The 25347-nt window shown below is 72.3% G+C and carries 22 protein-coding genes; 16 read left to right on the top strand and 6 right to left on the bottom strand.

Annotation, left to right across the window (positions count from 1 at the left end; all coding sequences use genetic code 11):
• Positions 1 to 106: 106 nt before the first annotated feature.
• On the bottom strand, positions 107 to 2197 hold the full coding sequence (locus ACIHAD_RS05945; protein ID WP_397353222.1) for a SpoIIE family protein phosphatase: 2091 nt from the start codon (positions 2195 to 2197) through the stop codon (positions 107 to 109).
• Between the two features lie 206 nt (positions 2198 to 2403).
• Positions 2404 to 2973 carry an HhH-GPD-type base excision DNA repair protein gene (locus ACIHAD_RS05940; RefSeq protein WP_397353221.1) on the bottom strand — a complete coding sequence of 190 codons (570 nt, stop codon included), beginning with the start codon at positions 2971 to 2973 and terminating at the stop codon, positions 2404 to 2406.
• 141 nt (positions 2974 to 3114) lie between these two features.
• Here ACIHAD_RS05940 and ACIHAD_RS05935 point away from each other — a divergent pair, with 141 nt between their 5' ends.
• The 6 genes from ACIHAD_RS05935 (at position 3115) to ACIHAD_RS05910 (ending at position 7968) form a co-directional block, all read left to right on the top strand.
• Entirely contained in the window at positions 3115 to 3339 is a 225-nt protein-coding gene (locus ACIHAD_RS05935) for a hypothetical protein (RefSeq protein WP_125639785.1), read from the top strand.
• A 141-nt stretch (positions 3340 to 3480) separates the two neighbouring features.
• Positions 3481 to 4971 (top strand): hypothetical protein, encoded by a 1491-nt coding sequence (locus ACIHAD_RS05930; protein WP_397353861.1) that lies wholly within the window; start codon positions 3481 to 3483, stop codon positions 4969 to 4971.
• An 11-nt stretch (positions 4972 to 4982) separates the two neighbouring features.
• Positions 4983 to 5753, top strand: coding sequence for a thioesterase family protein (locus tag ACIHAD_RS05925; protein WP_397353220.1), 771 nt, complete (start codon positions 4983 to 4985; stop codon positions 5751 to 5753).
• A 21-nt stretch (positions 5754 to 5774) separates the two neighbouring features.
• The gene (locus ACIHAD_RS05920; protein ID WP_397353219.1) at positions 5775 to 6530 is read left to right on the top strand and encodes a LamB/YcsF family protein; all 756 of its coding nucleotides are present in this window, start codon (positions 5775 to 5777) and stop codon (positions 6528 to 6530) included.
• Entirely contained in the window at positions 6527 to 7138 is a 612-nt protein-coding gene (locus ACIHAD_RS05915; protein WP_397353218.1) for an allophanate hydrolase subunit 1, read from the top strand. The genes ACIHAD_RS05920 and ACIHAD_RS05915 overlap by 4 nt, the downstream gene beginning before the upstream one ends.
• Positions 7135 to 7968: a biotin-dependent carboxyltransferase family protein gene (locus ACIHAD_RS05910; RefSeq protein ID WP_397353217.1), complete on the top strand. Its 834-nt coding sequence runs from the start codon at positions 7135 to 7137 to the stop codon at positions 7966 to 7968. Before ACIHAD_RS05915 ends, ACIHAD_RS05910 begins: the two co-directional genes overlap by 4 nt.
• Here ACIHAD_RS05910 and ACIHAD_RS05905 read toward each other — a convergent pair.
• A complete protein-coding gene (locus ACIHAD_RS05905) occupies positions 7946 to 8083 on the bottom strand; it encodes a hypothetical protein (protein ID WP_397353216.1) in 138 nt (45 codons plus the stop codon). The two genes, ACIHAD_RS05910 and ACIHAD_RS05905, sit on opposite strands and share 23 nt — an antisense overlap.
• Positions 8084 to 8168: 85 nt before the next feature.
• Here ACIHAD_RS05905 and sthA point away from each other — a divergent pair, with 85 nt between their 5' ends.
• Entirely contained in the window at positions 8169 to 9572 is a 1404-nt protein-coding gene (gene sthA, locus ACIHAD_RS05900) for a Si-specific NAD(P)(+) transhydrogenase (protein WP_397353215.1), read from the top strand.
• Between the two features lie 51 nt (positions 9573 to 9623).
• Entirely contained in the window at positions 9624 to 10562 is a 939-nt protein-coding gene (locus tag ACIHAD_RS05895; RefSeq protein WP_397353214.1) for a DMT family transporter, read from the top strand.
• On the opposite strand, the gene ACIHAD_RS05890 is transcribed toward ACIHAD_RS05895, so the two are convergent.
• Both ACIHAD_RS05890 and ACIHAD_RS05885 read right to left on the bottom strand, forming a co-directional pair.
• Positions 10548 to 11270, bottom strand: a complete 723-nt coding sequence (locus tag ACIHAD_RS05890) for a DoxX family protein (protein ID WP_397353213.1) — start codon at positions 11268 to 11270, stop codon at positions 10548 to 10550. The two genes, ACIHAD_RS05895 and ACIHAD_RS05890, sit on opposite strands and share 15 nt — an antisense overlap.
• Before the next feature lie 35 nt (positions 11271 to 11305).
• Complete coding sequence (locus ACIHAD_RS05885) at positions 11306 to 12835, bottom strand: MFS transporter (RefSeq protein ID WP_397353212.1); 1530 nt, start codon at positions 12833 to 12835, stop codon at positions 11306 to 11308.
• 245 nt (positions 12836 to 13080) lie between these two features.
• Here ACIHAD_RS05885 and ACIHAD_RS05880 point away from each other — a divergent pair, with 245 nt between their 5' ends.
• The 7 genes from ACIHAD_RS05880 to ACIHAD_RS05850 all read left to right on the top strand — a co-directional run bounded on the left by ACIHAD_RS05880 (position 13081) and on the right by ACIHAD_RS05850 (position 23853).
• Positions 13081 to 14820, top strand: coding sequence for a tetratricopeptide repeat protein (locus tag ACIHAD_RS05880; protein ID WP_397353211.1), 1740 nt, complete (start codon positions 13081 to 13083; stop codon positions 14818 to 14820).
• A gap of 15 nt (positions 14821 to 14835) precedes the next feature.
• Positions 14836 to 15732, top strand: coding sequence for a haloalkane dehalogenase (locus ACIHAD_RS05875; protein ID WP_397353210.1), 897 nt, complete (start codon positions 14836 to 14838; stop codon positions 15730 to 15732).
• Between the two features lie 64 nt (positions 15733 to 15796).
• Positions 15797 to 18145: an AAA family ATPase gene (locus ACIHAD_RS05870; RefSeq protein WP_397353209.1), complete on the top strand. Its 2349-nt coding sequence runs from the start codon at positions 15797 to 15799 to the stop codon at positions 18143 to 18145.
• A gap of 84 nt (positions 18146 to 18229) precedes the next feature.
• The gene (locus tag ACIHAD_RS05865; protein ID WP_397353208.1) at positions 18230 to 19213 is read left to right on the top strand and encodes an ABC transporter permease; all 984 of its coding nucleotides are present in this window, start codon (positions 18230 to 18232) and stop codon (positions 19211 to 19213) included.
• Positions 19213 to 20112 carry an ABC transporter permease gene (locus ACIHAD_RS05860; RefSeq protein WP_397353860.1) on the top strand — a complete coding sequence of 300 codons (900 nt, stop codon included), beginning with the start codon at positions 19213 to 19215 and terminating at the stop codon, positions 20110 to 20112. The genes ACIHAD_RS05865 and ACIHAD_RS05860 overlap by 1 nt, the downstream gene beginning before the upstream one ends.
• Positions 20109 to 22139: a dipeptide ABC transporter ATP-binding protein gene (locus ACIHAD_RS05855; RefSeq protein WP_397353207.1), complete on the top strand. Its 2031-nt coding sequence runs from the start codon at positions 20109 to 20111 to the stop codon at positions 22137 to 22139. The genes ACIHAD_RS05860 and ACIHAD_RS05855 overlap by 4 nt, the downstream gene beginning before the upstream one ends.
• A gap of 40 nt (positions 22140 to 22179) precedes the next feature.
• Positions 22180 to 23853 carry an ABC transporter family substrate-binding protein gene (locus ACIHAD_RS05850; protein ID WP_397353206.1) on the top strand — a complete coding sequence of 558 codons (1674 nt, stop codon included), beginning with the start codon at positions 22180 to 22182 and terminating at the stop codon, positions 23851 to 23853.
• Between the two features lie 7 nt (positions 23854 to 23860).
• Here the strand turns inward: ACIHAD_RS05850 and ACIHAD_RS05845 are convergent, their stop codons facing one another.
• Positions 23861 to 24136, bottom strand: a complete 276-nt coding sequence (locus ACIHAD_RS05845; protein ID WP_397353205.1) for a hypothetical protein — start codon at positions 24134 to 24136, stop codon at positions 23861 to 23863.
• Positions 24137 to 24232: 96 nt separating this feature from the next.
• Between ACIHAD_RS05845 and ACIHAD_RS05840 the strand changes: the two genes are divergently transcribed.
• Positions 24233 to 25336, top strand: coding sequence for a winged helix DNA-binding domain-containing protein (locus ACIHAD_RS05840; protein WP_397353204.1), 1104 nt, complete (start codon positions 24233 to 24235; stop codon positions 25334 to 25336).
• The last annotated feature ends 11 nt before the right edge of the window (positions 25337 to 25347 follow it).

Genomic DNA, 25347 nt, shown 5'->3' with positions numbered 1-25347 from the left:
TACGGCCACCTCCCGGCGGTTGTCCTCCACCCTAGGCCGACCGAGACAGTAGTGCGTACGTAAGCGGGGCACTGATACCCGAAAGCAACCGTTATGACTGTTTCATTCAGTCACTCTTCGTGGCTGGCGGAACGTGAATTGCGAGCGCGGTAACGTCATCATCCTGTTCATATCCAGACAACATCCGGTCAACCAGGAAGTCCAGCAACATGTGCGGACTGCTGACCACCTCAGGCGGCGCTTCGGTCACAACACTGCAAATCTCTGCGAGACCGGCGTCAAGCCCTCGCTTCCTGTTCTCCACGAGACCGTCTGAGTAGAGCACAGCGGTGTGTCCCGGGGGCACCACGAACCGGAACTGCCTGCGACTGGTCGGCCAGCCCAGCGGCGTGCCGGGCTCGGCGTCGCACAGGATCGCCGTGCCCTGGGGCGAGACGAGGACTGGCGGCGGGTGGCCGGCCATGGCCAGCGTGCCCTCGCCGGTGACCGGCTCGACGACCATGTAGGCCAGCGTGGTCACCTGCTCCTCCTCTTCCGTGGCCTCGAAGACCCGGTCGAGGCCGGTGAGCACGGCCGCAGGCGGAGGGTTGGTGAGCGCCAGCGCCCGCATGGCGTTGCGGATGCGGCCCATGCCCGCCGCGGCCTTGACGCCCTTGCCCATGACGTCGCCGACGACCGCCGCGACCCGCCCGTCCTGCAGGACGAACGCGTCGTACCAGTCGCCGCCGACCTGGACGTGGCGGCTGCCCGAACGGAAGCGCTGGGCCAGCACCAGGCCCTTGACCACGGGCAGGCGGTCGGGCAGCAGGCTGCGCTGCAGCGTCTCGGCGGTGCGGTGCTCGCGCTCGAAGAGCGTGGCCCGCTCCACCGCCAAGGCGCACTGCCCGGCCAGCGCCTCCAGGAAGACGCCGTCCTCCTGGGAGATCTTCTGCGGGCGCGTGAACGAGAAGCGCAGCGCGCCGAGCGCCCGGCCGGCGGCCAGCAGCGGCAGGCCGACCCAGGCCCGCTCGTCGCCCTGGCTGATGAAGCCGGCCAGCGCCTCTTCGTCGTCGCCCGCCTCCAGCAACTGGGCCTTCAGCGACTCGGGCGACTCGGCGAAGACCGGACGGCGGCTGTTGACGGCCATCGTCATGACGTTGGAGTGGGACAGCGGGATCTCGTCGCCCGAGCCCTGGACCTCGGGGATGCCCTCGCCGTTGACCAGCTTGAGCGCGGCGCGGTCGGTGTCGAGCAGCGCCACGGCCGAGCGGTCGGCGGCCAGGGCGGTGCGCCCGACGTCGATGATGACCTGGACGACCTGCTCGACCGTCAGGGCCTCGGCCAGCTGGGCCGTGGCGCCCTGGAGCCGGGCGGTGCGCAGGGCGGCGGCGCCGAGCTGGTCGGTCAGCCTGCCGCGCATCTCCTCGGCCTCGCGCTGCGGGGTGACGTCGGTGTTGGCGCCGACCCACTCCACGACCCTGCCGTGCCGGATGATCGGCACCGCGCGCACCTCGAAGTGGCGGTAGCCGCTGGCCCGGGTGCGGACCCGGTAGTTCCACTCGAACATCGTGCGGCCGCGCAGCGCCTCGCGCCAGGCCTCCTCGGTCTGCTGGCGCTCGTCGGGGTGGACGACCTCCAGCCAGCCGTTGGCGAGGTACTCCTCCAGGCCCTGGCCGGTGATGGCGCGCCACTGGGGCGCGTCCTCGACGACGGCGCCCGTGGGCGAGGTGATCCAGACGAGCTGAGACTGCGCCTCGACCAGCGAGCGGTAGCGCTCCTCGCTGCGGCGCAGCGCCTCCTCGGTCTGCCTGCTCTCGGTCACGTCGAGGCCCACCAGCGCGATGGCGCGCAGCTCGCCCGCCTCGTCGTGGACCGGCGAGAACGACAGCGACCAGTGGCGGGTGTCGCCCTCGGCGGAACGCACGCGCACGCGACCCTCGGTGACCGGCGCGTCGCTCTCGATGACGGCCTGGACGGCGTGGGTGATGATCTGGCTCAGGTCGGCCGCCAGCACCTCGACCGGCAAACGGCCCACCATGCGCTCGGCGGGCACGCTGACGACGTCGCTGAACACGTCGTTGACCCGCTGGACGCGGCCATCGCCGTCGAAGAACGCGAAGGCGAACTCGGCCTCCGACAGCATGCCCTTGAACAGGGCGGAGTCTGAGATGTCCACATCCGACTCCCGGGGACGGGGAACGGAGGTCTCGGCGCTCATGGTCGGCACCTCCGTCGCGTGCCAGGGTCTCCCACGCGGCACATCTCCATAACTGTGTATCGGCGTAGCGCAGCTCCGGGCGACCGGATTCTGCAGTACATCATCGGCGATGGGCATGCGCCGACGGAAGCCCCCGCCGCCGCCCGGTCGCCTTTAGGGTCAACGCATCCTGTCAAAGTCGCTCCACATTGCGCAGCAAGATCAGGTTACTCGCCCTTGGCCGCGCGCTTTGCCTCCTGTTTGGCGGCGCGCACCCGGCCCAGGCTGTCGGTGTCGACCACGTCGGCGACCGATCGGTATGACCCCTCCTCGCCATAGAGTCCGGCTGCCTCACGCCAGCCTGACGGCTGGACCCCCAGTTGCTTGCCCAGCAATGCCAAAAAGATCTGGGCCTTCTGCTTTCCGTATCCCGGAAGGGCCTGCAGTCGTTTCAGCAAGTCTTTCCCGTCGGCCGCGTCGCTCCAGATGCGCTCGGGCCGCCCGTCGTAGTGTTCGACGAGGTAGGCCGCGAGCTGCTGGACGCGGGCGGCCATCGACTTGGGGTAGCGGTGCACGGCCGGCTTCTGCGCGAGGAGCGCGGCGAACGCCTCGGGGTCGCAGGCGGCGATCTCCTCGGCGGTCAGGTCGTGCCCGAGCCGCTCCGAGATGGTGTACGGCCCCGTGAACGCCCACTCCATGGGAATCTGCTGGTCGAGCAGCATGCCGACGAGCAGGGCGAGCGGGCTGCGGCCGAGGAGCTCGTCTGCCTCGTCCCGCTGGGCGAGCTGGATGCGCATGGAAACAGCTTTGCACGAGAAGCGAACACAGGCGCCGCAGAGCCTTGACACAAGGCCGAGAAAAGATGAAATGGGAGCGCAAGTCACCCTGCATACGTTCCTGGGGGTTTGCTCCCGGGTCTCCAGAGGAATCTCACATCTATGCTCGCTCTGGCCACACGCTTCCTCAGGGAGCCGGTCAGTCTCCGGCTGGCCGAAGAGTTCCTGACCGTACCCGTGGACACGATCGACCGGTGCGTGGCCGACGTGTGCGCGTGCGCCGAGCATCTCGGCGTCCCGCCCACGCCCGAGGTCGTGGAACGCATCGCCCGCGAGCATCTGCTCGCCATCGTGAACTCCGCCCCGCCGCCCCGAAGTCCCCGCTGATCGCGGCTCCACCGATAACATCGGGGTCACCAGGCCGAGTTCTCTTCACCGTTTGCGCCTGGAATACGAGAGAGTGAGGGCGTGCGCCGACACCGACGAGATCCCCGGGAGAGCAGCCCTCCGGACGACGTGTTCAAGGAGATGGTGCAGGCGGCCCGCGAGCTGCTCGCGGTGCGCAGCCCTCTCGACGCGGAGCTGATGGTCTCAGACATGATCGGGGCCTGGTGGGGCAGGCGGGTCAGGGGCGGTGACGTGGAGCAGGTCCTCGGTGAGGGCCTGGTCGACTACGCGGCCAAGGCCGGCACCCCGGCCTCCCTGACGCTGCTGGTGTGCCTGGCCTACCTGGGCACCGCCCGCCAGGGCGCCAAGGCCGAGGGCGCGGCGCTGGCGATGATGGAGTCGGGCGTGGCCAGGCCCGGGTGGGCCGACAAGGTCGGCGCGGTCAAGCCCACCGGCTGCTACGTCTCCCGCGACGCCTACGGCGACCAGGACACGGTGATCTGCACGTTCGCCTACCGCTGGAACGAGGCATCGCTGCCGAGCGACCGGCACGCGCTGGTCGTGGTCGTCGACCACAACATGAGCGGGATGGCCCGCGACGCCTGGGTGTCCTCGCACGTCGACAAGCTGCTGGAGCAGGCCAGGGCCGAGGCGGCGGGCAACCCGATGCTGCTGTTCGAGGAGATCCAGCCCGAACAGGCCAGGGCGCTGCTGGAGTCGGCCATGAAGGCCACCAGGGAGCCCAAGACGCCGCCGCCGGTGAGCGAGAGCTACAGCGCCTACCACGCCTTCGCCCGCGCCCGGCTCAAGGCGCTGCCGCCGGGCCGCAAGCGTCCGGCGCCGCTGCACATCGAGGCGCCCTACAGCCGCGAGCGGCGGGCCATGCTGGCCGCCGAGTTCCTGGCCTCCGACGCGGCCGAGCACCTGTCGGACCCGTCGGCGGCCTCGCGCTGCGCCGACCACATCATCGACTACGGCTGCGAGCGCGACTTCAACCGGCCGCTGCGGGTCAGCCCGACCAAGTGCGAGACGTTCCTGCTCGACTGGCTGCCGCGCAAGGTGATGCTGAGCGTGGCCGAGCAGGAGGCCATGCCGCACGTGCTGTCGGCGTGGGTGCGCTTCGCCGCGCGCCGCGCCGGCCTGCCCGAGCAGGGGCTCAAGGCCACGCTCGACGCGGTGTGGGAGGCCACGGGCAAGTTCCCCGAGGCCTACCGCGACCCGACGTCGTTCGGGCTCGACCGGCCGCTGCTGGAGCGGCTGCTGCCCGACGGCGACCTGTCGGCGCTGGCCAGGCGGGTGTTCGCGTTCCCCTACCTCCAGGGCGTGCACAACGGGATCGACCTCGACCGGCTCAACCCGGCCGACGAGGCCGACCGGCGCACGTTACTCGAGATCGACCACGACGGCACGATCGACCAGGAGCACCTGGCCTGGCACGAGGAGATCGCCACCCGGCTGTGGGACGGCGACCCGCCGCAGCTGTGGGAGGCCGCCCAGCGCCTGCTCGACCTCGGCCACGACCGCCACGACGTGCTCCACGTGCTGATCGAGATCGCCGAGCGCATCGGCGGCGACCCCGACGAGCTGGCCGCGGCGCTCGACGACATCGCCGACATCCCCGACGAGATCTAGAGTTCGTCCCCATGTCGATGTACCGCAGGCTGGCCCATGGCCGCTACCTGGCCTCCGAGCACACCCAGGGGCCGTGGGACCCCGGCACCCAGCACATGGGCCCGGTGGCCGCGCTGATCGTGCACGAGCTCGACCGCACCGCGCCGCGGCCGGGCCTGGCACTGTCCAGGCTGGCGGTCGACGTGTTCGCCCCGGTCCCCGTGGCCGAGCTGGAGGTGGTCACCGGCGTCGTCCGCGACGGCAAGCGCGTGCAGTGCCTGTCGGCGGCCGTCTTGTCCGGCGGGCGCGAATACGCCAGGGCCACCGCGTGGCGCCTCCGCGAGGCGGACACGCCCGCCACGCCGGCGCCGGGGCCGCCCGCGCCCGTGCCGCCGCCCTCGCCCGAGCACGCCGGCTCCTGGCTGGTCTCGGGCTTCGGCTACGGCAGGGTGTTCGACTGGCGGTTCGTCAGCGGCGGCCCGATGAGGACCGGCCCGGCCACGGTGTGGGGCAGGCTGACCGTGCCGCTGGTGGAGGACGAGGAGGTCACCCCGTTCGAGCGGCTGGCCGCGTTCGCCGACAGCGGCAACGGCGTGAGCCCGGCCGTCGACTTCGCCACCCACCTGTTCGTCAACGTCGACCTGACGATCTCGCTGTTCCGCACCCCGGTGGGCGAGTGGACCTGCATGGACGCCGCCACCGCGATCGGCCCGTCAGGCCGCGGCCTGACCCGTTCCACCCTGTACGACGAGCGCGGCGAAGTCGGTGCGGCGACTCAGACGTTGTTCGTCACGCCGAGGTAGCGCTGCCGCCATGATGGGGGGATGGCGATCGACCTCAACGCCGACCTCGGTGAGGGTTTCGGCATCTGGCGGCTCGGCGACGACCTCGCGCTGCTCGACATCGTCACCAGCGCCAACGTGGCCTGCGGGTTCCACGCGGGCGACCCCGTGACGATCAGACGCACGTGCGCGGCGGCCGTCGACCGCGGCGTGTCGATCGGCGCGCAGGTGTCCTACCGCGACCTGGCCCACTTCGGCCGCAGGGAGATGGAGGTCGAGCCCGAGGAGCTGTGCGCCGAGGTGCTCTACCAGCTCGCCGCCGTCGACGGCATCGCCAGGGCGATGGGCGGCCGGGTCTCCTACGTCAAGCCGCACGGCGCCCTGTACAACCGCATCTGCCGCGACAAGGCGCAGGCGGCGGCGGTGATCGACGCCGTCGCCGACTACGACCCCTCGCTGCCGGTGCTGACGCTGCCGGTGTCGGTGGTGCACGAGGTGGCCGCGGCGGAGGGCGTCCCGACGGTGAGCGAGGCGTTCGCGGACCGGGCGTACACGGCGGCGGGGACGCTGGTGCCGCGGCGGGAGCAGGGGGCGGTCGTCCACGACGCGGGACAGGTGACCGCGCGGGCCCGCCAGATGGCCCTGGAAGGCTCCGTGACGGCCGTCGACGGCAGTACGGTGTCTGTGCACGCCCGTTCGCTGTGCGTCCACGGAGACACCCCTGACGCCGTCGGGCTGGCCCGTGCGGTGCGCGACGACCTGCTGGCCGCCGGAGTGGTCCTCCAGGCGTTCGCGTGATCCGTACAGCGGGAGAGCACGCGCTGCTCGTCGAGACCGGGTCGCTGGCGGCCTCCCACCGGCTGGACGCGGCCCTTCGCGCCGACCGGCCCGAAGGGGTCGTGGAGATCGTGCCGGGGCCGGAGACCGTGCTGGTGGTGGCTCCCGGCGCGGACCGGGAGCGGTTGCGGGCCCGGCTGGCGGCCGTCGCCGGGCAGGCGGGCGGCCCGCAGGGGGGCGCTCCGGCCGGGCCGGTGGTGACGATTCCCGTCGTCTATGACGGGGCCGATCTCGATTCCGTCGCGTCGCTGGCCGGGATCTCGGCCGAGGAGGTGGTCGCCCGGCACACCGGGCGGGAGCTGGTGGTCGGGTGGCTGGGGTTCGCCCCGGGGTTCGCCTATCTGACCGGGCTCGACCCGGCGCTGGAGCTGCCCCGGCTGGACACGCCGCGCACGTCGGTGCCGGCCGGGTCGGTGGCGGTCGCGGGGCCGTACTCGGCGGTCTATCCGACCGCCTCGCCCGGGGGGTGGCGGCTGCTGGGGCGCACGACCACGCGGGTGTGGGACGTGTCGGCCGATCCGCCGTCGCTGTTCCGGCCGGGGATGCGCGTGCGGTTCGAGCGAGCATGATCGAGGTGATCGCGCCCGGTCCGTACGCGACCGTCCAGGATCTGGGGCGGCCGGGCCACGCCCATCTGGGGGTGCCGCGCTCGGGGGCGGCCGACGCGCCGAGCCTGCGGCTGGCCAACCGGCTGGTGGGCAACCGCGAGGACGCGGCGGGCATCGAGGTGACGTTCGGCCTGGCGCGGCTGCGCTTCCGCGAGGGGGCGTGGGCGGCGCTGACCGGCGCTCCGGCGGAGGCGCGGATGGGGGTGCCGTTCTGGGTGCCGCCGGGAGGCGAGCTGCGGCTGGGGACGCCGGAGTGGGGGCTGCGCACGTACGTGGCGGTGCGCGGCGGGATCGCGGTCGAGCCGGTGCTGGGCAGCCGGTCGACCGACTCGTTGTCGGGGCTCGGCCCCGAGCCGTTGCGGGCCGGGACACTGTTGCCGGTGGGCGGGTTCGCCGTCGAGGACATCTCGGTGGACCTGGCGCCGCCGCCGGGGCCCGCGGCCGCAGTGCTGCGGGTGCTCGCCGGGCCGCGGGACGACTGGTTCGTGCCGGGGGCGCTGGAGGCGTTGTGCGGGGGGCCGTACGCGGTGAGCCAGGACAGCAACCGCGTCGGGGTACGGCTGCGCGGACCAGGGCTCGCGCGGGCCAGGAAGGGCGAGCTGCCGAGCGAGGGCATGGTCGCCGGGGCGGTGCAGGTGCCGCCAGACGGGCAGCCGATCGTGTTCCTCTCCGACCACCCGCCCACGGGCGGCTACCCGGTGATCGCGGTGGTGCGGCAGGCCGACCTGCCGGTCGCCGCGCAGCTCCGGACCGGCGACGAGGTGCGCTTCACAACGCGACCAGGCCGCTGACACCTCGTAGGCGTACGGCGAGCCCGGCGAAGCGCTGCGTCTCCTCGCTGTCCAGCCCCTGGCCGTCGAGCACGACCGCGAGCGGGTTGCCGCGATGAGGGACGGATGTGAACACGTCGACCTGACGGAATGCGTGTGCACACGCGCAGTCTCGCCGACGGGTCTTCCGCCGGTGACCCCACACGCTCACACTGGGCGATGTGGCGGACTACGACGTGCTGGTGCTCGGTTCCGGTCCCGGCGGGCAGAAGGCCGCCATCGCGGCGGCGAAACTGGGCAGGCGCGTCGCCGTCGTCGAGAAGCAGAACATGATCGGCGGCGTCTGCATCAACACCGGCACGATCCCGTCCAAGACGCTGCGCGAGGCCGTCCTCTACCTCACGGGCCTCAACCAGCGGGAGCTGTACGGCGCCAGCTACCGCGTCAAGGACGAGATCACGGTCGCCGACCTCGGGATGCGCACCCAGCACGTGATCGGCCGCGAGATCCAGGTGATCCGCAGCCAGCTCGGCCGCAACCACGTCACGGTCCTGCCCGGCACCGGCCGCTTCCTCGACCCGCACACCGTCGGGATCAGCGGCGAGGAGGAGCGCAAGGTCACCGCGGACAAGATCGTGATCGCCACCGGCACCTCCCCCGCCCGCCCGGACACCGTGCAGTTCGACGAGCGCACGGTCATCGACTCCGACGCGATCCTGCACCTGGACCGGGTGCCCGAGACCATGGTCGTCGTCGGCGCCGGGGTCATCGGCATCGAGTACGCCTCCATGTTCGCCGCCCTCGGCACCAAGGTGACCGTGGTCGAACGGCGCGAGCGCATGCTGGAGTTCTGCGACCTGGAGATCGTGGAGGCGCTCAAGTACCACCTGCGCGACCTGGCGGTGACCTTCCGGTTCGGCGAGCACGTCGCCGCCGTCGAACGCCGCCCGCGCGGGGCGCTGACCCTGCTGGAGAGCGGCAAGCGGATCCCCGCCGACTGCGTCATGTACTCGGCCGGACGCCAGGGCAAGACGGCCGAGCTGAACCTGGAGGCCGCCGGGCTGGCCGCCGACGACCGCGGCAGGATCCGGGTGGACGAGCACTACGCCACGGCCGTGCCGCACATCTACGCGGTCGGGGACGTGATCGGCTTCCCCGCGCTGGCCGCCACCTCGATGGAGCAGGGCCGGGTGGCCGCCCAGCACGCCTGCGGCGAGCCCGTCGAGGAGCTGCGGGAGCTGCCGCCCATCGGCATCTACACCATCCCGGAGATCAGCTTCGTGGGGAAGTCGGAGGACGAGCTGACCCGCGACCGGATCCCGTTCGAGGTGGGCATCTCGCGCTACCGGGAGCTGGCCAGAGGGCAGATCATCGGCGACTCGTACGGGATGCTCAAGCTGTTGGTCTCCCCCGAGGACCGACGGCTGCTGGGCGTGCACGTGTTCGGCACGGGCGCGACCGAGCTGGTGCACATCGGCCAGACCGTGATGGGCTGCGGCGGGACCGTCGACTACCTGGTGAACGCGGTGTTCAACTATCCGACGCTGGCGGAGTCGTACAAGGTGGCGGCGCTGGACGCGATGAACAAGATGCGGGTGGTGGCCCGGCTCACCGCCGAGATGTGACGCCATCTCGCCACATTTCAGGAATGTCGGTTGTGGTCGCTACGCTCCTCGATGGTTCATCTACGGGAGGCGTACGTGCGCAGCGAGGCCGCGGGGAGGTGGTTGCCCGCGTTCCTGCTGCTGGCCGCCATCTGGGGGAACAGTTTCTTCTTCATCAAGATCGCCGTGGGGGCGCTGCATCCGCTGCAGGTGTCGTTCGGCCGCATGGCGGTCGGCGCGGCCACCCTGTTGATCGCGCTCGCGGTCACCCGGCGGCCACTCCCCCGCGACCCGCGGCTGTGGGGGCACTTCCAGATCGCCTCCGTCGTGCTCACGACGCTGCCCTTCACCCTGTTCGCCTACGGCGAGCAGTACGTCTCCTCCGTCGTCGCCGCCATCTGGAACGCCACCACGCCCCTGTGCACGCTGGCCTTCACCCTGGTGCTGCGCGCCGAACGGGCGACCGCCGCGCGGGCGGCCGGGCTCGGCCTCGGGTTCGCGGGGGTCATGGTGGTGCTCGGGGTGTGGCAGCCCATGGCGGGCGGGCAGCTCGGCGGCAGCCTGGCCTGCTTCGGGGCGGCGCTCTGCTACGGGATCGGCGGGGCGTACATGGGGCGCTTCATCACCGGGCGGCGTACCGAGCCGCCGGTGGTGCTGGCCGCGGGGCAGCTCCTGACCGGCGCGGTCCAGCTCGCGGTGATCACGCTGGTGGCGGGCGTGCCGCTGGTGGACACCGCGGCGCCCGCCGAGGTCTGGTGGAGCATGCTGGGCCTCGGCGGGCTCGGCACGGGCGTGGCCTACCTGCTGCTGTACCGGGTGCAGGCGATGGCGGGCGTGACGACGACCTCGACGGTGACGTACCTGCTGCCGGTGTTCGCGGTGCTCTCCGGCGTGCTCCTGCTCGACGAGACGATCACCTGGAACCAGCCGGTGGGCGCGCTGGTCATCCTGCTGGCCATCGCGCTCACCCAGGGCGCGCTGCGCGTGCCCGCGCGTTCAGTCCTCCGATGAGGGACGGCGGCCGCGGGGCGCGGGCTTCTTGCGGCCCGCCACCAGCGTGTCGCCCGGGACCGGCGCCGGCGCCGGAGCGGGCTCCTCGGCCGCCGGGGGCCTGACGGGCCGGGTGCGCGGCCGGGGGTGCGGCGCGGTGTCCGCCATGGGCGAGGGGGCGTCCTCGGCCCGCGGCCCGGCGTCCTCGGCGTCCTCGGCCGGGGAGCCGGCGTCCTCGGCCGGCTTCGACTGCCGCGCGGGCGTGTCGGAGTCGCGCAGCGAGGCGAGGACCCGGTCGGCCTCGGCGTCGGCGGCGAACTCGTTGGCCGCCTCGGTCTCCCTCCTGCGGATCACGACCATGTGGTCGACCGACAGCCGCCCCGCGCCCACGACGGCGAGCAGGATGGAGGCCGTTCCGAGGAGGATCAGCTCGTTCATGCTGATGGGGTTGAGCGGCGGGGCCACCAGGAAGACGCCGAGCGCCTCGGCGAACAGGATCAGCCCGGTGACGGCGACCCCCAGCCCGGCGATCAGCAGCGCGCCGCCGATCAGCTCGGTGAGCATGGTGACCGTGGCCCAGGCGCCGGGTGCGGGGGCGCCCTGCTGGAGGAACTTCACGCCGGTGGCCGTGAGCCCGTCCTCCAGCTTGGTCCAGCCGTTGGCGAAGAAGATGCCGCCCACGCCGACGCGGGCGACTAAGGCGGCGACATCACGCAGGGCCTGTTTCACGGTACTTGTCTGCCCTGATCGGGCCATGGCACACCTCAATCACGGCTGAGCAGCATGGCCACCGCGACGGCGGTCAGGCTCAGCAGGACGACGCTCACGACCACGGTCGTGTGCAGGGCGTTGACGAAGGCCCAGCGCGCGGCGTCGAGCAGCGCGTCCCCGGTGCTGCCGCCGATCTCGCGGGCGACGTGGGCCGCTCCGGCCAGCGACTGCCTGGCCTGGTCCATGCCGCCCGCGGACACACCGGGCACGGCGGGCAGGGCGGGCGCGTAGGCGATCGTGGTGATCGTGCCGAGCACGGCGACGCCGAGGCCCGCGCCCAGCTCGTACGCGGTCTCCTCGATGGCCGCGGCCCCACCGGCGCGGGACTCGGGGACCGAGGACATGATCGTGTCGGAGGCGGCCAGCAGCGCCACCTGCACGCCGAACCCGATGCCCACGAAGCAGACCGCCAGCATCACGGGATGGCCCTCGACGCCCCAGCTCAGCGTGGGCGTCAGGGCCAGCGCGACGAGCCCGAGCCCGCCGCTCATGGTGGCGCGCATGCCGATCCTGGGCAGGACGTGGGCCGCCGCGAGCCCGCCGGTGACGGCCGACAGCACCAGGGGCAACATCCTGACCGCCGCGCGCAGCGGGCTGTCGCCCAGCACGAGCTGGAGGTACTGGGCCAGCATGAGCTGGAGGCCGACCAGCGCGAACACGCCCAGCAGCACGCCGGCCACGCCGGTGGTGAACTCGCGCCGCCGGAACAGCGCCAGCTCCAGCAGCGGCGCCGGCAGGCGGGACTGACGGCGTACGAACGCGACCAGCAGGCCCGCCCCCGTGAGGAACACCAGCACCGAGGCCCAGAACGGCAGCAGGCTGCCCGACCCGGCCTCCTTCAGCCCGAAGGCCAGGGCGAGCAGGCCGAGCACCGACAACACGGCGCTCGGGGAGTCCCAGGGGCGTTCCTTGCGCAGCGGCGACTCCGGCAGCAGCCGGACGGCCAGGGGCAGCAGCACCAGCAGGATCGGCACGTTGATCAGGAAGACCGCGCCCCACCAGACGCCGACCAGCACGCCGCCGATCAACGGGCCGACCGCCGCCCCGGCCGCGGCGACCGCGCTCCAGACGCCCAGCGCGACGGCCCGCTCGCGCCGGTCGGTGAACACCTGGCGGATCAGTGAGAGCGTGGCCGGCATGATCATGGCGCCGCCGACGCCGAGCAGCGCCCTGGCCAGGATGAGGGTCAGCGGTGTGGGCGCGAACGCCGCCCCCGCCGAGGCCAGGCCGAACAGCACGAAGCCGCCCAGGACCAGCCGCTTGCGCCCGTGGCGGTCGCCGAGCGTGCCGAACACGATGAGCAGCGGCGCGACGACGAGCGAGTAGATGTCGATGATCCACAGGAGCTGCACGGCGGACGGCTCCAGCGCGGCCGTGAGCGCGGGCACCGCGATGTGCAGGACGGTGGCGTCGACCGTGATCAGGAGCAGGCTCAGGCAGAGCAGCACGAGGACGGCCCAGCGGTTGTCCCGCGGTTCGCGATCGGCACGCCGTACGAGGGGTGCGGCCTGTGTGACGGTCATGGGCCTCCTTGCAGGCCGATCCGGTCACCAGGGCCTGCACGTGCAGAATGGTCGAAAGCGGCGGAACTCGCGGGGGCGATCTCGTGCCCTGTCCTGCCGCGGCTCTCCACTCCGGCTTGCGTGGCAGCTTAGGCCATGCCAGGCGCCTGGCATAGCGGTATGGGCCGATCCACGACACGCCCCACCTCTCTAGAGAGATACAGCCATATGTCCGGATCTATCCATCGCTCACCGGTCACCCGATCATGGGAACCGTGGGGAACGATGGAAGTGCCGGGAAAGACGATATTTCCGATAAGTCCTCACGCGAGTGGTGCACCGAGGCCCTGACCAGGCTGACCGCCGGACGTCCCGAGTCGGCGCTGGAGGCCGCGCGCCGGGCGGCCGACCTCGACCCCGGCGACGAATGGGCCCACCGCCTCATCAGCCTGGCCCACGAGCGCCTGGGCCGCGACGCCGACGCCCTTCCCCCGGCCGAGCGCGCGGCCGACCTCGCGCCCGGCTCCTGGTCCGCGCGCGTGCGCCTGGCCTCGATCTCCCGCCGGATCCCCGGCCGCTGGTCCGAGGCGGTCGCCGACGCCGTCCTGGCCGCGCGGTTCGCCCCCGAGGAGGCCGACCCCGAGGTCCTGCTCGGCGACCTGGCGCTGCTGCGCGGCGACCATCCGGAGGCCGAGCGGGCCTATCGCGCCGCGCTCGCCAGGGCTCCGGCCCATCCGCAGGCCCGCGTGAACCTGGCCCTGTGCCTGCTGCGCTGGGACCGTCCGCGCCCGCACCACGACCCGGCCTGGCCCGTCGACCCGCGCCAGACGGGACGGGCCAGGCGGGCGCTGGAGGTGTGGGCCCGCCAGGCCCGGCTGCTGCTCGCCGTGGCCACGATCGCCGTCGCGGCGGCCGCGCCGGCCCTCGACGCGGCGGCGTGGGCCCGCGCAGGCGGGTTCGCCGCGCTGGCCGCGCTGGTGCCGCTGACCATCCGGCAGGCGCGGCGGGTGGGGGTGTGGGCGTACGTGCCGGCCATGGCCGGGCGTGATCCCTGGCTGGGCGCGGCGGTGGTGTCGGCGGGGCTGTCGGTGTCGGCGTTCGCGGCCTGGCTGCTGCTGGGCGCGGTGCCGGCGGCGCCGTCCTGGCTGGATCCGGTCTGGGCGGGGCTGGCCGGGATCGTGGTGCTGATGTGGCCGGCGCTGACGGTCGTGCGGGTGCTGGCGGAGGCGTGGCGGGGGCGGCCGATGCCCGCGCTGGCCGAGCTGGGGTCCGTCACGGGCGAGCGCACGGCGGCCAGGAACGCCGGCGTGACGTTGTGGATCGTTCTCATCAGGACCTGGTCGGTGCTGGTTCCGCTGGTGGGCGGCGCGCTGGCGGTCGAGCCGCGGGCCGCGGTGGCGGCGGTGGCGGTGCCGTTCCCGATGCTGCGGGCCTGCCTGCGCGCCCGCCGCAGGGGCGACGGGTGGTTCCTGGCCGCGGGCTGCCTGGTGGCGCTCGCCGCCCTCGGCTGCGCCGTGGGCGGCGCGCTGGAGTCGGCGTGGGGATGGCGGGCGGGGCTGGGCGCGCTGGGCGCGGCGCTGGCGGTGTTCGCGGTACGCGCCCTGCGCGCGTGGTGGCGCGGCGCGCCGGGGCCCTGGCGGGCCTCGCTCGTCATGTGCGACCTGCCCATGGGCGGCGCGCCCTCGGTGACGCTGTCCTCGGAGGTACGCCAGGCGTTCGCCTACGCCAGGAGCCTCGTCCTGTCCTACGGCGACCCCATGGGCCCCCGGGTCGTCGGCGCGAGCGGGTCCGTCACCTCCTCCGGCGAGCTGCGGCTGATCGCCGGGCCCGAGGCGTGGGAGGGCGTCGAGGCCGACCCGCGCGTCGCGGTGTTCGCGGCCGACCCGTTGCAGCGGCGGTTCTGGGTCGAGGTACGGGGCATCGCCCTGCCCGGCCCGGACGTCCTGCGCGTCACCCCCAAGCAGGTGCTCGTCGGCGAGTTCCCCGGCCGGCACCAGCGACGGTGACTAGAGTTTTGTTCTATGCGGACTCTGCGCACCCCCGAAGACCGCTTCGCCGGCCTGCCCGACTTCCCCTACGAGCCCCGCCACGCCGACCTGCCGGACGGCCTGCGCATGGCCTACGTCGAGGCGGGCCCTCCGGACGGCGAGCCGGTCGTCCTGCTGCACGGCGAGCCGAGCTGGTCGTTCCTCTACCGCCACGTCATGCGCGAGCTGGCCGCGGCCGGGCTGCGCGCGATCGCCCCCGACCTGATCGGCTTCGGCCGCTCGGACAAACCGGCGGACCCGGCCGAGCACACCTACGCCAGGCACGTGGAGTGGACCCGCGCGCTGCTGTTCGACGCGCTCGGCCTGGACGGCGTCACCGTCGTCGGCCAGGACTGGGGCGGCCTGATCGGGCTGCGGATCGCCGCCGAGCACCCGGAACGCGTGGCCAGGATCGTGGCCGCCAACACGGGGTTGCCCTCGGGTGACATTCCCATGCCCGAGGTCTGGCACCGCTTCAAGGACACCGTCGCCAACACCCCCACGCTGGACATCGCCCGCCTGGTCCAGTCGGGCTGCCGGACGCGGCTCAGCGACGAGGTACGGGCGGCCTACGACGCGCCGTTCCCGGACGAGTCGTACAAAGCGGGCCCGCGTGCCATGCCCGGTCTCGTACCGATCACGCCCGACGACCCCGCCGCGCCCGCCAACCGCGCTGCCTGGCAGATCCTCACGACGCTCGACCGCCCGTTCCTGGTGGCCTTCTCCGACGGAGACCCCATCACCGGCGGCATGGCGCCCATCATGCTCAAGGCCGTCGCGGGCACGGCCGGGCTGTCCCATCCGGTGATCGCCGGCGCCGGCCACTTCCTCCAGGAGGACGCCGGCACCGAACTCGGACGCCGGATCGCCCTTTTCGTGACCTCCACCTAGCGTGTCAGGCCCGCCCAATCGTCGGTCGGGTGCGGTATAACCGGGGGCGGACCGGGGAGGCGTGATGCGTGAGTCCGACAGGGCCCAGGCCGCGGGGCGGGCCACGGCGCGGGATCTGTTCGAGCAGGTGAGGCTGCGATATTTCCAGATTCCACCGGGCGTGCGCCGGGTGCTCTACGCCGTGCTGCTCATCGCCGCCATGGGTGTGGGCGCGGCGCTCGGCTGGGATCTGCTGACGACGTTCCCCCTCGTGCTGCTGGCGCTCGCCTTCGTGGCGCTGACCATGCGCTTCCCACGGGCCGCCGCGACGGCGCTGGTCGTGGCCGGCTGGGTGGTGCTGGCGCTGCCGCTGTTCTCCTGGCGCTTCCCCCCCGGCTCCATGGCGCTGCACGCGATGGTCGCGCTCGCCCTGCCCGTGGCCGCCGCCGCCCACCTCGTCCGCTGGGTCACGCCGTGGGTGACCACACTGGCGGCGCTCGTGCCCGCCGGGGTGCTGGCCTTCGGGCTGTCCTTCCTGTCGGCCGCCGTCGCGCTCTGGGGCGCCTGCGCGGCGGCCGTCGTCATGCTGGTCTACCGGTTCCTCCAGGCCCGGCGGGCCAAGGCGGAGCTGTCCGCCGAGGAGCAGCAGGTGCGCGTACGCGCCCGCGAGAGCCGGCCCGAGCAGCAGGCTGACAAGGCGGGGGCGCCGCCGCAGATCTCCGTCGAGGACGCGCTGGCCGAGCTGGAGGGCATGATCGGGCTGGCGCCGGTCAAGGAGCAGGTCCGCTCGATCGCCGCCTCCATCGAGGCCACCCGGCTGCGGGCCGAGGCCGGCTACACCGCCGAACGCCCGACCAGGCACTTCGTCTTCGTCGGCCCGCCGGGCACCGGCAAGACCAGCGTGGCCCGCGCGCTGGCCAAGATCTTCTACGCGTTCGGCCTGCTGGAGACCCCCTACGTGGTCGAGGCGCAGCGGGCCGACCTGGTCGGCGAGTTCCTGGGCGCGACCGCGATCAAGACCAACGAGCTGGTCGACCGGGCGCTCGGCGGCGTGCTGTTCGTCGACGAGGCCTACAGCCTGGTCAACTCCTCCGACGGCCAGCCCGACAGGTTCGGCGCCGAGGCCGTCCAGACCCTGCTCAAACGGGCCGAGGACGACCGCGAACGCCTGATCATCATCCTGGCCGGCTACGAGCAGGAGATGGCCGCGTTCCTGTCCAGCAACCCGGGCCTGGCCAGCAGGTTCGCCACCCGCGTGCGTTTCCCCAGCTACTCCGCCCCCGAGCTGGCCGAGATCACCGAGGTGCTCCAGCGGCGCAGGGGCGACACGATGGGCCCCGACACCGGGCGCGCCCTGCTCGGCCTCTACGAAGACGTCCAGCGGCGCGGCCTGGTCGACGAGCTGGGCAACGCCCGGTTCGTGCGCAGCCTGGTCGAGGCCGCCGCGCAGGCCAGGGACGTCCGGGTGGTGGGCGCCGGCGGCACCCCGACCACACAGGACCTGGTGACCACCACCACGCCCGACGTGACGAAGGCGTTCGGGGAGCTGACCGCCCGCTTCCGCGGCTACGTGGCCACGCCCACGCTGGAGGAGGCGCTGGCCGACCTCGACACGATGGCCGGCCTGGAGCCGGTCAAGCGGCAGGTGCACGCCATCGCCGCCCAGCTCCAGGTGGCCCGCATGCGCCAGGAGCGCGGGCTGCCCACGCCGCCGCAGATGCGCCACTTCGTGTTCGCCGGGCCGCCCGGCACGGGCAAGACCACCGTCGCGCGGGTGCTCGGCCGCGTCTTCGCCGCCCTCGGTCTGCTGGCCAAACCCGACGTCGTCGAGGCCCACCGGGCCGACCTGGTCGGCCAGCACCTCGGCGCGACCGCGATCAAGACCAACGAGCTGGTCGACCGCGCGCTCGGCGGCGTGCTGTTCATCGACGAGGCCTACAGCCTGGTCAACCCCGGCTACGCGGGCGGCGACGCCTTCGGCTCCGAGGCCGTGCAGACCCTGCTCAAACGGGCCGAGGACGACCGCGACCGGCTGGTCATCGTGCTGGCCGGCTACCCGCGCGAGATGGACTCCTTCCTGGCCACCAACCCCGGCCTGGCCAGCCGGTTCAACCAGCGCGTGGCCTTCCCCAGCTACTCGCCGCGCGAGCTGTCGCAGATCGCGGTGCTGCTGGCGGGCAAGGCCGGCGACAGCTTCGACGAGCAGGCCCTGCGCGACCTCGACGAGGTGTTCGCCTGGGTGTGCGAGGAACGCCTGATCGACGGCCTGGGCAACGGCCGCTTCGCCCGGTCGCTGTTCGAGCGGGCCGCGATGCGCCGCGACGTGCGCCTGGCCGCCCAGGCGTCGGGCGGCGGGTCGGCCAGCGCCGCCGACCTCACGACGATCACCAGCGACGACGTGCGCACCGCCGTGGACGAACTTTCCGGACGTTAACCCCTCTTTGGCATTTCCCCGCGCCACGATGCTGCCGCCTGTAGCAGTATGACTACCTATCGTGCGCATCCGGGGAGGGGGACGATGGCGGGGTTCCTGGCCCGCAGGCTGCTCAACTACGTGGTGCTGGTCGGCGTGGCCGCGAGCCTGGCGTACCTGCTGGCCGCCGGGGCGCTCGACCCGCGTTCCAACTACGCCGACCGCACCCCCAAGCCGCCGCCCGCCGTCGTCGACGCCCAGCTCACCGCGCTCAACCTCAACGACAAGACACCGCTGCTGCAGCGCTACGCCACCTGGGCCTCGGGGGTGCTGCACGGCGACTTCGGCAAGACCGTCACCGGCTCGCCGGTCAACGAGGACCTCAGGCGGCGCATGGGGGTCACGTTCCGGCTGGTCATCCTCGGGCTGCTCTTCGGGAGCCTGATGGGCGTGCTGGTGGGCGCGTACGCGGCGGTCAGGCAGTACGGCTGGTTCGACCGGCTCTCGACGGGCCTGTCGTTCGTCGTGCTCGCGGTGCCGGTCGTGGTGCTGGCCAACATGCTGATCCTGGCCGCCGCCTGGGCCAACGACAACGTCTTCGGCCGCCAGGTGCTGCTGGTCAGCGGCGAGTACAGCGCCGGGCTGGAGACCGGGTTCTGGGGGTACGCGCTCGACCGGCTGCAACACCTCATCCTGCCGACGATCTCGCTGTCCGTGGGCCTGGTCGCGATCTTCAGCCGCTACCAGCGCAACATGATGCTCGACGTGCTCGGCGCCGACTTCGTCCGTACGGCCAGGGCCAAGGGGCTGAGCAGGCGCAAGGCGCTGACCCGGCACGCGCTGCGCACCGCGCTGATCCCGGTGGCCACCTACTTCGCCTTCACGTTCGGCAGCCTGCTGACCGGGGCCACCTTCACCGAGAAGATCTTCGGCTGGCACGGGCTGGGCGAGCAGCTGATCAACTCGATCTTCACCAACGACGTCAACACCGTGGCGGCGATCTCCTTCCTGGCCGCCGTCGCCGTGCTGTGCGCCGCGCTCGCCTCCGACCTGCTGCACGCCGCGCTCGATCCGAGGGTGCGGGCGTGATGACGCTCTCGGAGGAGGAGCTGGCGGAGGAGCTGACCGGCGACCTGGGCCGGGCGCCGTCGCGGCTGCGGGTGGTGGCCGGGCGCTTCTTCCGCTCGCCGCAGGGGCTCGTCGGGTTCGCGGTGCTGGCGCTGATGTTCCTGCTGGCGTTCGCCGGGCCGCTGTTCAGCCGGTGGTCCTACATCGACAAGGACTTCACGGCGTTCCTGCAACCGCCCTCGGCCCAGCACTGGTTCGGAACGCTCCAGACGGGCGCCGACGTCTACGCGGTGACCCTGCGCGGCATGCAGAAGTCGCTGATCGTGGGCCTGCTGGCGGCGCTGGTCTCCACGGCGGTCGCGGCCGTGGTGGGCGCCTTCTCCGGCTACTTCCCGGGCTGGACCGACCGGGCGCTGAGCTGGGTGACCGACCTGCTGCTGGTGCTGCCCGCGTTCCTCATCCTGGCGATCATGTCGCCGCTGTTCGGGGCCGGGCAGTGGGTGCTGTTCGTGATCATGCTGGCGCTGTTCCTGTGGATGGTGACCTCGAAGATCGTCCGGGGGATGACGATCTCGCTGAAGGAGCGCGAGTACATCCAGGCCGCCCGCTTCATGGGCGTGCCGCCGGTGCGGATCATCTTCCGGCACGTGATCCCCAACCTGTCCTCGCTGCTCATCGTCGATGCCACGCTCAACGTCAGCGCGGCCATCCTGACCGAGACCTCGCTGTCGTACTTCGGGTTCGGCATCCAGCCGCCCGACGTCTCCTTCGGCACGCTGATCGCCGACGGCTCGCGCACGGCGGTCTACGCGCCGTGGACGTTCTGGTTCGTGGCCGGGCTGCTGGTGGTGACCGTGCTGGCGGTCAACCTCATCGGCGACGCGCTGCGCGACGCCTTCGACCCGGCGGCGCGGCGATGAGGCCGGCGGCGAACCCGGTCCTGGAGGTCAGCGACCTCCACGTGTCCTTCGGCGACGTACGAGCGGTGCGCGGGGTCAGCTACTCGGTGAGCCCGGGTGAGGTGCTGGGCATCGTGGGAGAGTCCGGCTCGGGCAAGTCGGTCACCTCGGCCGCGGTCATGGGCCTGCTGCCGCCGAGCGCCCGGGTGACCGGGTCGGTGCGCCTGCACGGCAAGGAGCTGATCGGCGCCTCCGAGCGGGAGCTGACCCGCTTCCGCGGCAAGACCGTGTCGATGGTGTTCCAGGACCCGCTGTCGGCGCTCACGCCGGTCTACCGGGTGGGCGACCAGATCGCCGAGGCCGTCCGCGTCCACCAGCGGGTGAACAAGGAGAACGCCGCGATCAAGGCCGTCGAGCTGCTGGAGCTGGTCGGCATCCCGTCGCCGAGCGAGCGCGCGCTGGCCTTCCCGCACGAGTTCTCCGGCGGCATGCGGCAGCGCGTGATGATCGCGATGGCCATCGCCAACGACCCCGACGTGATCATCTGCGACGAGCCCACCACCGCGCTCGACGTGACCATCCAGGCGCAGGTGCTGGAGGTGCTGAAGAAGGCCCAGCGGGAGACCGGCGCGGCGATCATCATGATCACGCACGACCTCGGCGTGGTGGCCGGGTTCGCCGACCGGGTCCTGGTCATGTACGCCGGGCGCCCGGTCGAGGTGGGCGACGTCGACGACATCTACTACCGGATGCGCATGCCGTACACGGCGGGGTTGCTGGCCTCGATCCCGCGGGTCGACCGCGGCGGGCGGCAGCCGCTGATGCCGATCGCGGGCAACCCGCCCTCCCCCGCGGCGCTGCCGCCGGGCTGCCCGTTCGCGCCGCGCTGCCCGTTGAGGATCGACGAGTGCGACGAGGCCGAGCCCCCGCTGTTCGACGTGGGGGTGGGCCACCGGGCGGCGTGCATCCGCTGGGAGGTCGTACGCCCCCAGGGCCCCGGCCGTCACGCGGCCGGCGAGCCCGTCGTCCCCGCGCCCCGCGGCGAGCGGACGGTGCTGGAGGTCGACGGCCTGGTCAAGGACTTCCCGCTGCTCAAGGGGGCGCTGTTCAAGCGCAGGGTCGGCACGGTGCACGCGGTGGCCGGCGTCAGCTTCGACATCCGCCGGGGCGAGACCCTGGGGCTGGTGGGCGAGTCGGGCAGCGGCAAGACCACCACGCTCACCCAGATCCTGGAGCTCGTCCCGCCCCAGGAGGGGCGCGTGGTCGTGCTCGGCCGCGACACCGCCCGGCTCGACGGCGCCGGGCGCACCGCGATCCGGCGGGACATGCAGGTGGTCTTCCAGGACCCGATGGCCTCGCTCGACCCGCGCATGACGGTCTACGACATCCTGGCCGAGCCGCTGCGCACCCACGGGGAGCGCCGGCCGGGGCGGCGGGTGGGCGAGCTGCTCAGTCTGGTCGGCCTCGACCCGGCGCACGCCGCCCGCTACCCCCAGGACTTCTCCGGCGGGCAGCGGCAGCGCATCGGCATCGCCAGGGCGCTGGCGCTGGAGCCCAGGCTGCTGGTGCTGGACGAGCCGGTCTCGGCGCTCGACGTGTCGATCCAGGCGGGGATCATCAACCTGCTCGGCTCGCTGCGTTCCAGGCTCGGGCTGTCGTACCTGTTCGTCGCGCACGACCTGGCCGTGGTGCGGTACATCGCCGACCGGGTGGCGGTCATGTACCTGGGCAGGATCGCCGAGATCGGGCAGGTCGACGCGGTCTACGGGGCTCCGGCTCATCCGTACACGCAGGCCCTGCTGTCGGCGATCCCGCTGCCCGACCCGGCCCGCGAGCGCGCGCGCGAGCGCATCCTGCTCGAAGGCGACCTGCCCAGCCCCGCCCACCCTCCGACCGGCTGCCGCTTCCGCACCCGGTGCCCGAAGTTCCGCTCGGTGCTCACCGACGACGAGCGCGCGCTCTGCGTGGGCGTCGAGCCCGAGGTGCTGCCCGTGGGCGACGACCAGGGCGCGGCCTGCCATTACGCCGAGAGGCTCGACGTCGTCTAGATCAGGAGGAATGCGCTCGATGAAAGCTTCACGTCTTGTCGTGGCCGTCGCCGTTACCGGCTCGCTGTCCCTGGTGAGCTGTGGCGGCGGCGGCTCGGGGGGCGGCTCGACGAGCGGCACGCAAGGTGCGCACAAGACCATCAGGGCCTTCGACATCAACCCGCAGCCGCGTGAGAAGGTCAAGGACGGCGGCACGCTGCGCTGGGGCATCAACGAGTTCCCCAGCCAGTGGAACAGGAACCACGTCGACGGCAACCTGGCGGTGGCGGCCGTGATCAGCAACGCGCTGCTGCCCTCGCCGTTCGTCTCCGACGAGAAGGCGGAGATCACCGTCGACCGCGACTACGTGCTCGACGCCAAGGTCACCGACCAGAGCCCGAAGCAGGTCGTCACCTACACCCTCAATCCCAAGGCCAAATGGTCGGACGGGCAGCCGATCACGTGGGCCGACTACCAGGCCCAGTGGCAGGCGCTCAACGGCCGCAACCCCGAATACCACATCGTCTCCGCCACCGGCTACCAGGACATCGAGAAGGTCGAGCGGGGCAAGGACGACCACGAGGTGAAGGTCACCTTCACCAAGCCGTTCGGCGACTGGCAGTCGCTGTTCGGGCCGCTGCTGCCGGCCGCCACGAACAGGACCCCGCAGTCCTTCAACAACTCCTGGCTGAACAAGATCCCGGTGACCGCAGGGCCGTTCAAGTTCAAGGGCTTCGACCAGACGGCCAAGACCATCACGATCGTCCGGGACGACGCCTGGTGGGGCAACCGGGCCAAGCTCGACCAGATCATCTACCGGGCCTCGGAGCAGGACTCGCTGATCGGCGCGTTCAGCAACGGGGAGCTCGACCTCATCGACGTCGGGCCCTCGGCGCCCGACTACGCGCGGGCCAGGGCCACGCAGGGCGCCCAGGTACGCCAGGCCGCCGGGCCCGACTTCCGGCACTTCACCTTCAACGGGTCGAGCGAGCTGCTCAAAGACGTGAACGTGCGCCAGGCCATCCAGCTCGGCATCAACCGGCAGGCCATCGCTCAGTCCGACCTCCAGGGGCTCGACTGGCCGATCGCGCTGCTGAACAACCACTTCTTCATGAACACCCAGGAGGGCTACCTGGACAACGCCGGAAGTCTCGGCGTCTACAACCCCGAACGCGCCAAGCAGATGCTCGACGCGGCCGGCTGGAAGCTGAACGGGGCCGTCAGGCAGAAGAACGGGCAGCCGCTCGACCTGCGGTTCGTGGTGCCGTCGGGGGTGCAGCTCAGCAAGTCGGAGGGTGAGCTGGCCCAGAACATGCTTGCCCAGATCGGGGTGAAGCTCACGATCAAGGCGGTGCCGAGCGACGACTTCTTCACCAAGTACGTCATCCCCGGCAACTTCGACATGACGCCCTTCGCCTACATCGGGACGCCGTACCCGATCTCCAGCAGCTACGGGATCTACGCGAACTCGGCGAACGGCAAGACCTGGAACGCCAACTTCGGCCGGACGGGCTCGCCGGAGATCGACCAGGCCATGGACAAGGCGGCCCAGAACCTCGACCCCGCGGGGGCCCGCACCCAGACGAACGAGGCCGACGGGCTGATCTGGAAGCTGGTCAACGTCCTGCCGCTCTACCAGCGTCCGCAGAACGTGGCGGCCAAGCAGACCCTGGCCAACGTCGGCGCGCGCGGTTTCTACGACCTGCGCTACGAGGACATCGGCTTCACCGGCTGACCCGCGTTCAGCGCTCCACGGCCAGTTTCACGCCGAGCCCGATGAGGATGCCGCCCGTCGCCACGTCCACCCGGCGGCGGGCGGCGGCCCTGCGGCGCAGCCATCCGCCGATGCGCCCGGCCAGCCCCACGGCGGCCACCGCCACGTGGATCGCCTCGCTCGTCGCCACCCCGGCCGTGGCCGGCAACCCGGCGCGAGGGCCGCCTCGCATCCCGCACCCCAGGACGAAGAGCATGTCCGGGCCGAGGGTGATCATCGCCACGATGGTGGTGACCGTGAACAAGGCCAGAAGATGACCGTTCAGAGGAATGCCCGATTCTCCCATGTCCCCTTTTCGCACGATGTGCGATCTGTCGGTGGGAGGCGGTAGAAGTGACCCATGACGATGGACCTCACCTGGCCGCAGATCCTCGCCTGGCGGCTGCGCAGGCAGTTCGTGACGGCGGCCGACGGGCCCGACGCGGTGTCGGTGGCCCGCCGGCTGTGCGGGGTGCAGGCGCAGGTCGCCTCCTCGGCCCGGCTCGCGGTGGCGGTCAGGAGCGCCCGGCCCGACCCGGGGGAGATCGACCGGGCCCTGTGGACCGACCGTGCGCTGGTCAAGACCTGGCTCATGCGCGGCACCCTCCATCTGGTGCCCGCCGACGAGCTGGCGGGTCTGTGCGCGGCGCTGAGCACGCTGCGGTTCTGGGAGAAGGGCTCCTGGCAACGCGGCCACGGCGTGACCGCCGCGGAGATCGAGGCCGTCATCGAGACCGTCCCCGAGGCGTTGAAGGGCGCGCCCCTGACCCGCGAGGAGCTGGTGGACGCGGTCGTTGCGCTGACCGGTCAGGCCCATCTGCGCGAGGCGCTGACGTCGGGGTGGGGGGCGCTGCTCAAGCCGCTGAGCCGCCTGGGCGAGCTGTGCTACGGGCCGCCCCGCGAGGGCAGGGTGACCTTCACCGCGCCGCGATCGTGGGTCCCGGGCTGGCCGGGGGCGCTCCCCGACCAGGAGGAGGCGGGCGTGCGGGTGCTGCGGGCGTTCCTGGGCGCCCATGGGCCGGCCACGCCGGAGATGCTCGACACCTGGCTGTTCGGCGGGGTGGCGAGGAAGGCGGTGCTCCGGGGGTGGGTCAAGGCGCTGGCCCCGGAGCTGGTGGAGGTCAGGGCCGACGACGGCACGGTGCTCCACGCGCTGGCCGAGCACGCCGACGACCTGGCCGCCACCCGGCCCTCGGCGGAGGTCCACCTGCTGCCGGGCTTCGACCAGTTCATCCTGGGCGCGCCGCGTACCCTCGCCCCGCTCGTCCCGCCGCCGCTCAAGCCCAAGGTCAGCCGCCAGGCGGGCTGGATCTCGCCCGTGGTGGTGCACGAAGGGCGGGTGGCCGGCGTCTGGGAGGCCAGAGACGGAGCCATCACCCTCGACCTCGCCGCCCCGGTGCCTCAGGACGCGCTCGACCGCTCCCTGAGCCGCATGCGATCGCTGCTGGGGCTCAAGGAGGCGTAGCGCCCGCGCGG

Origin of the sequence: Nonomuraea sp. NPDC052265, assembly GCF_044547985.1 — a bacterium.
GTDB lineage: Bacteria > Actinomycetota > Actinomycetes > Streptosporangiales > Streptosporangiaceae > Nonomuraea.
Note: the sequence above shows the minus strand (reverse complement) of the source record. Positions and strands in the feature narration are given on the sequence as shown.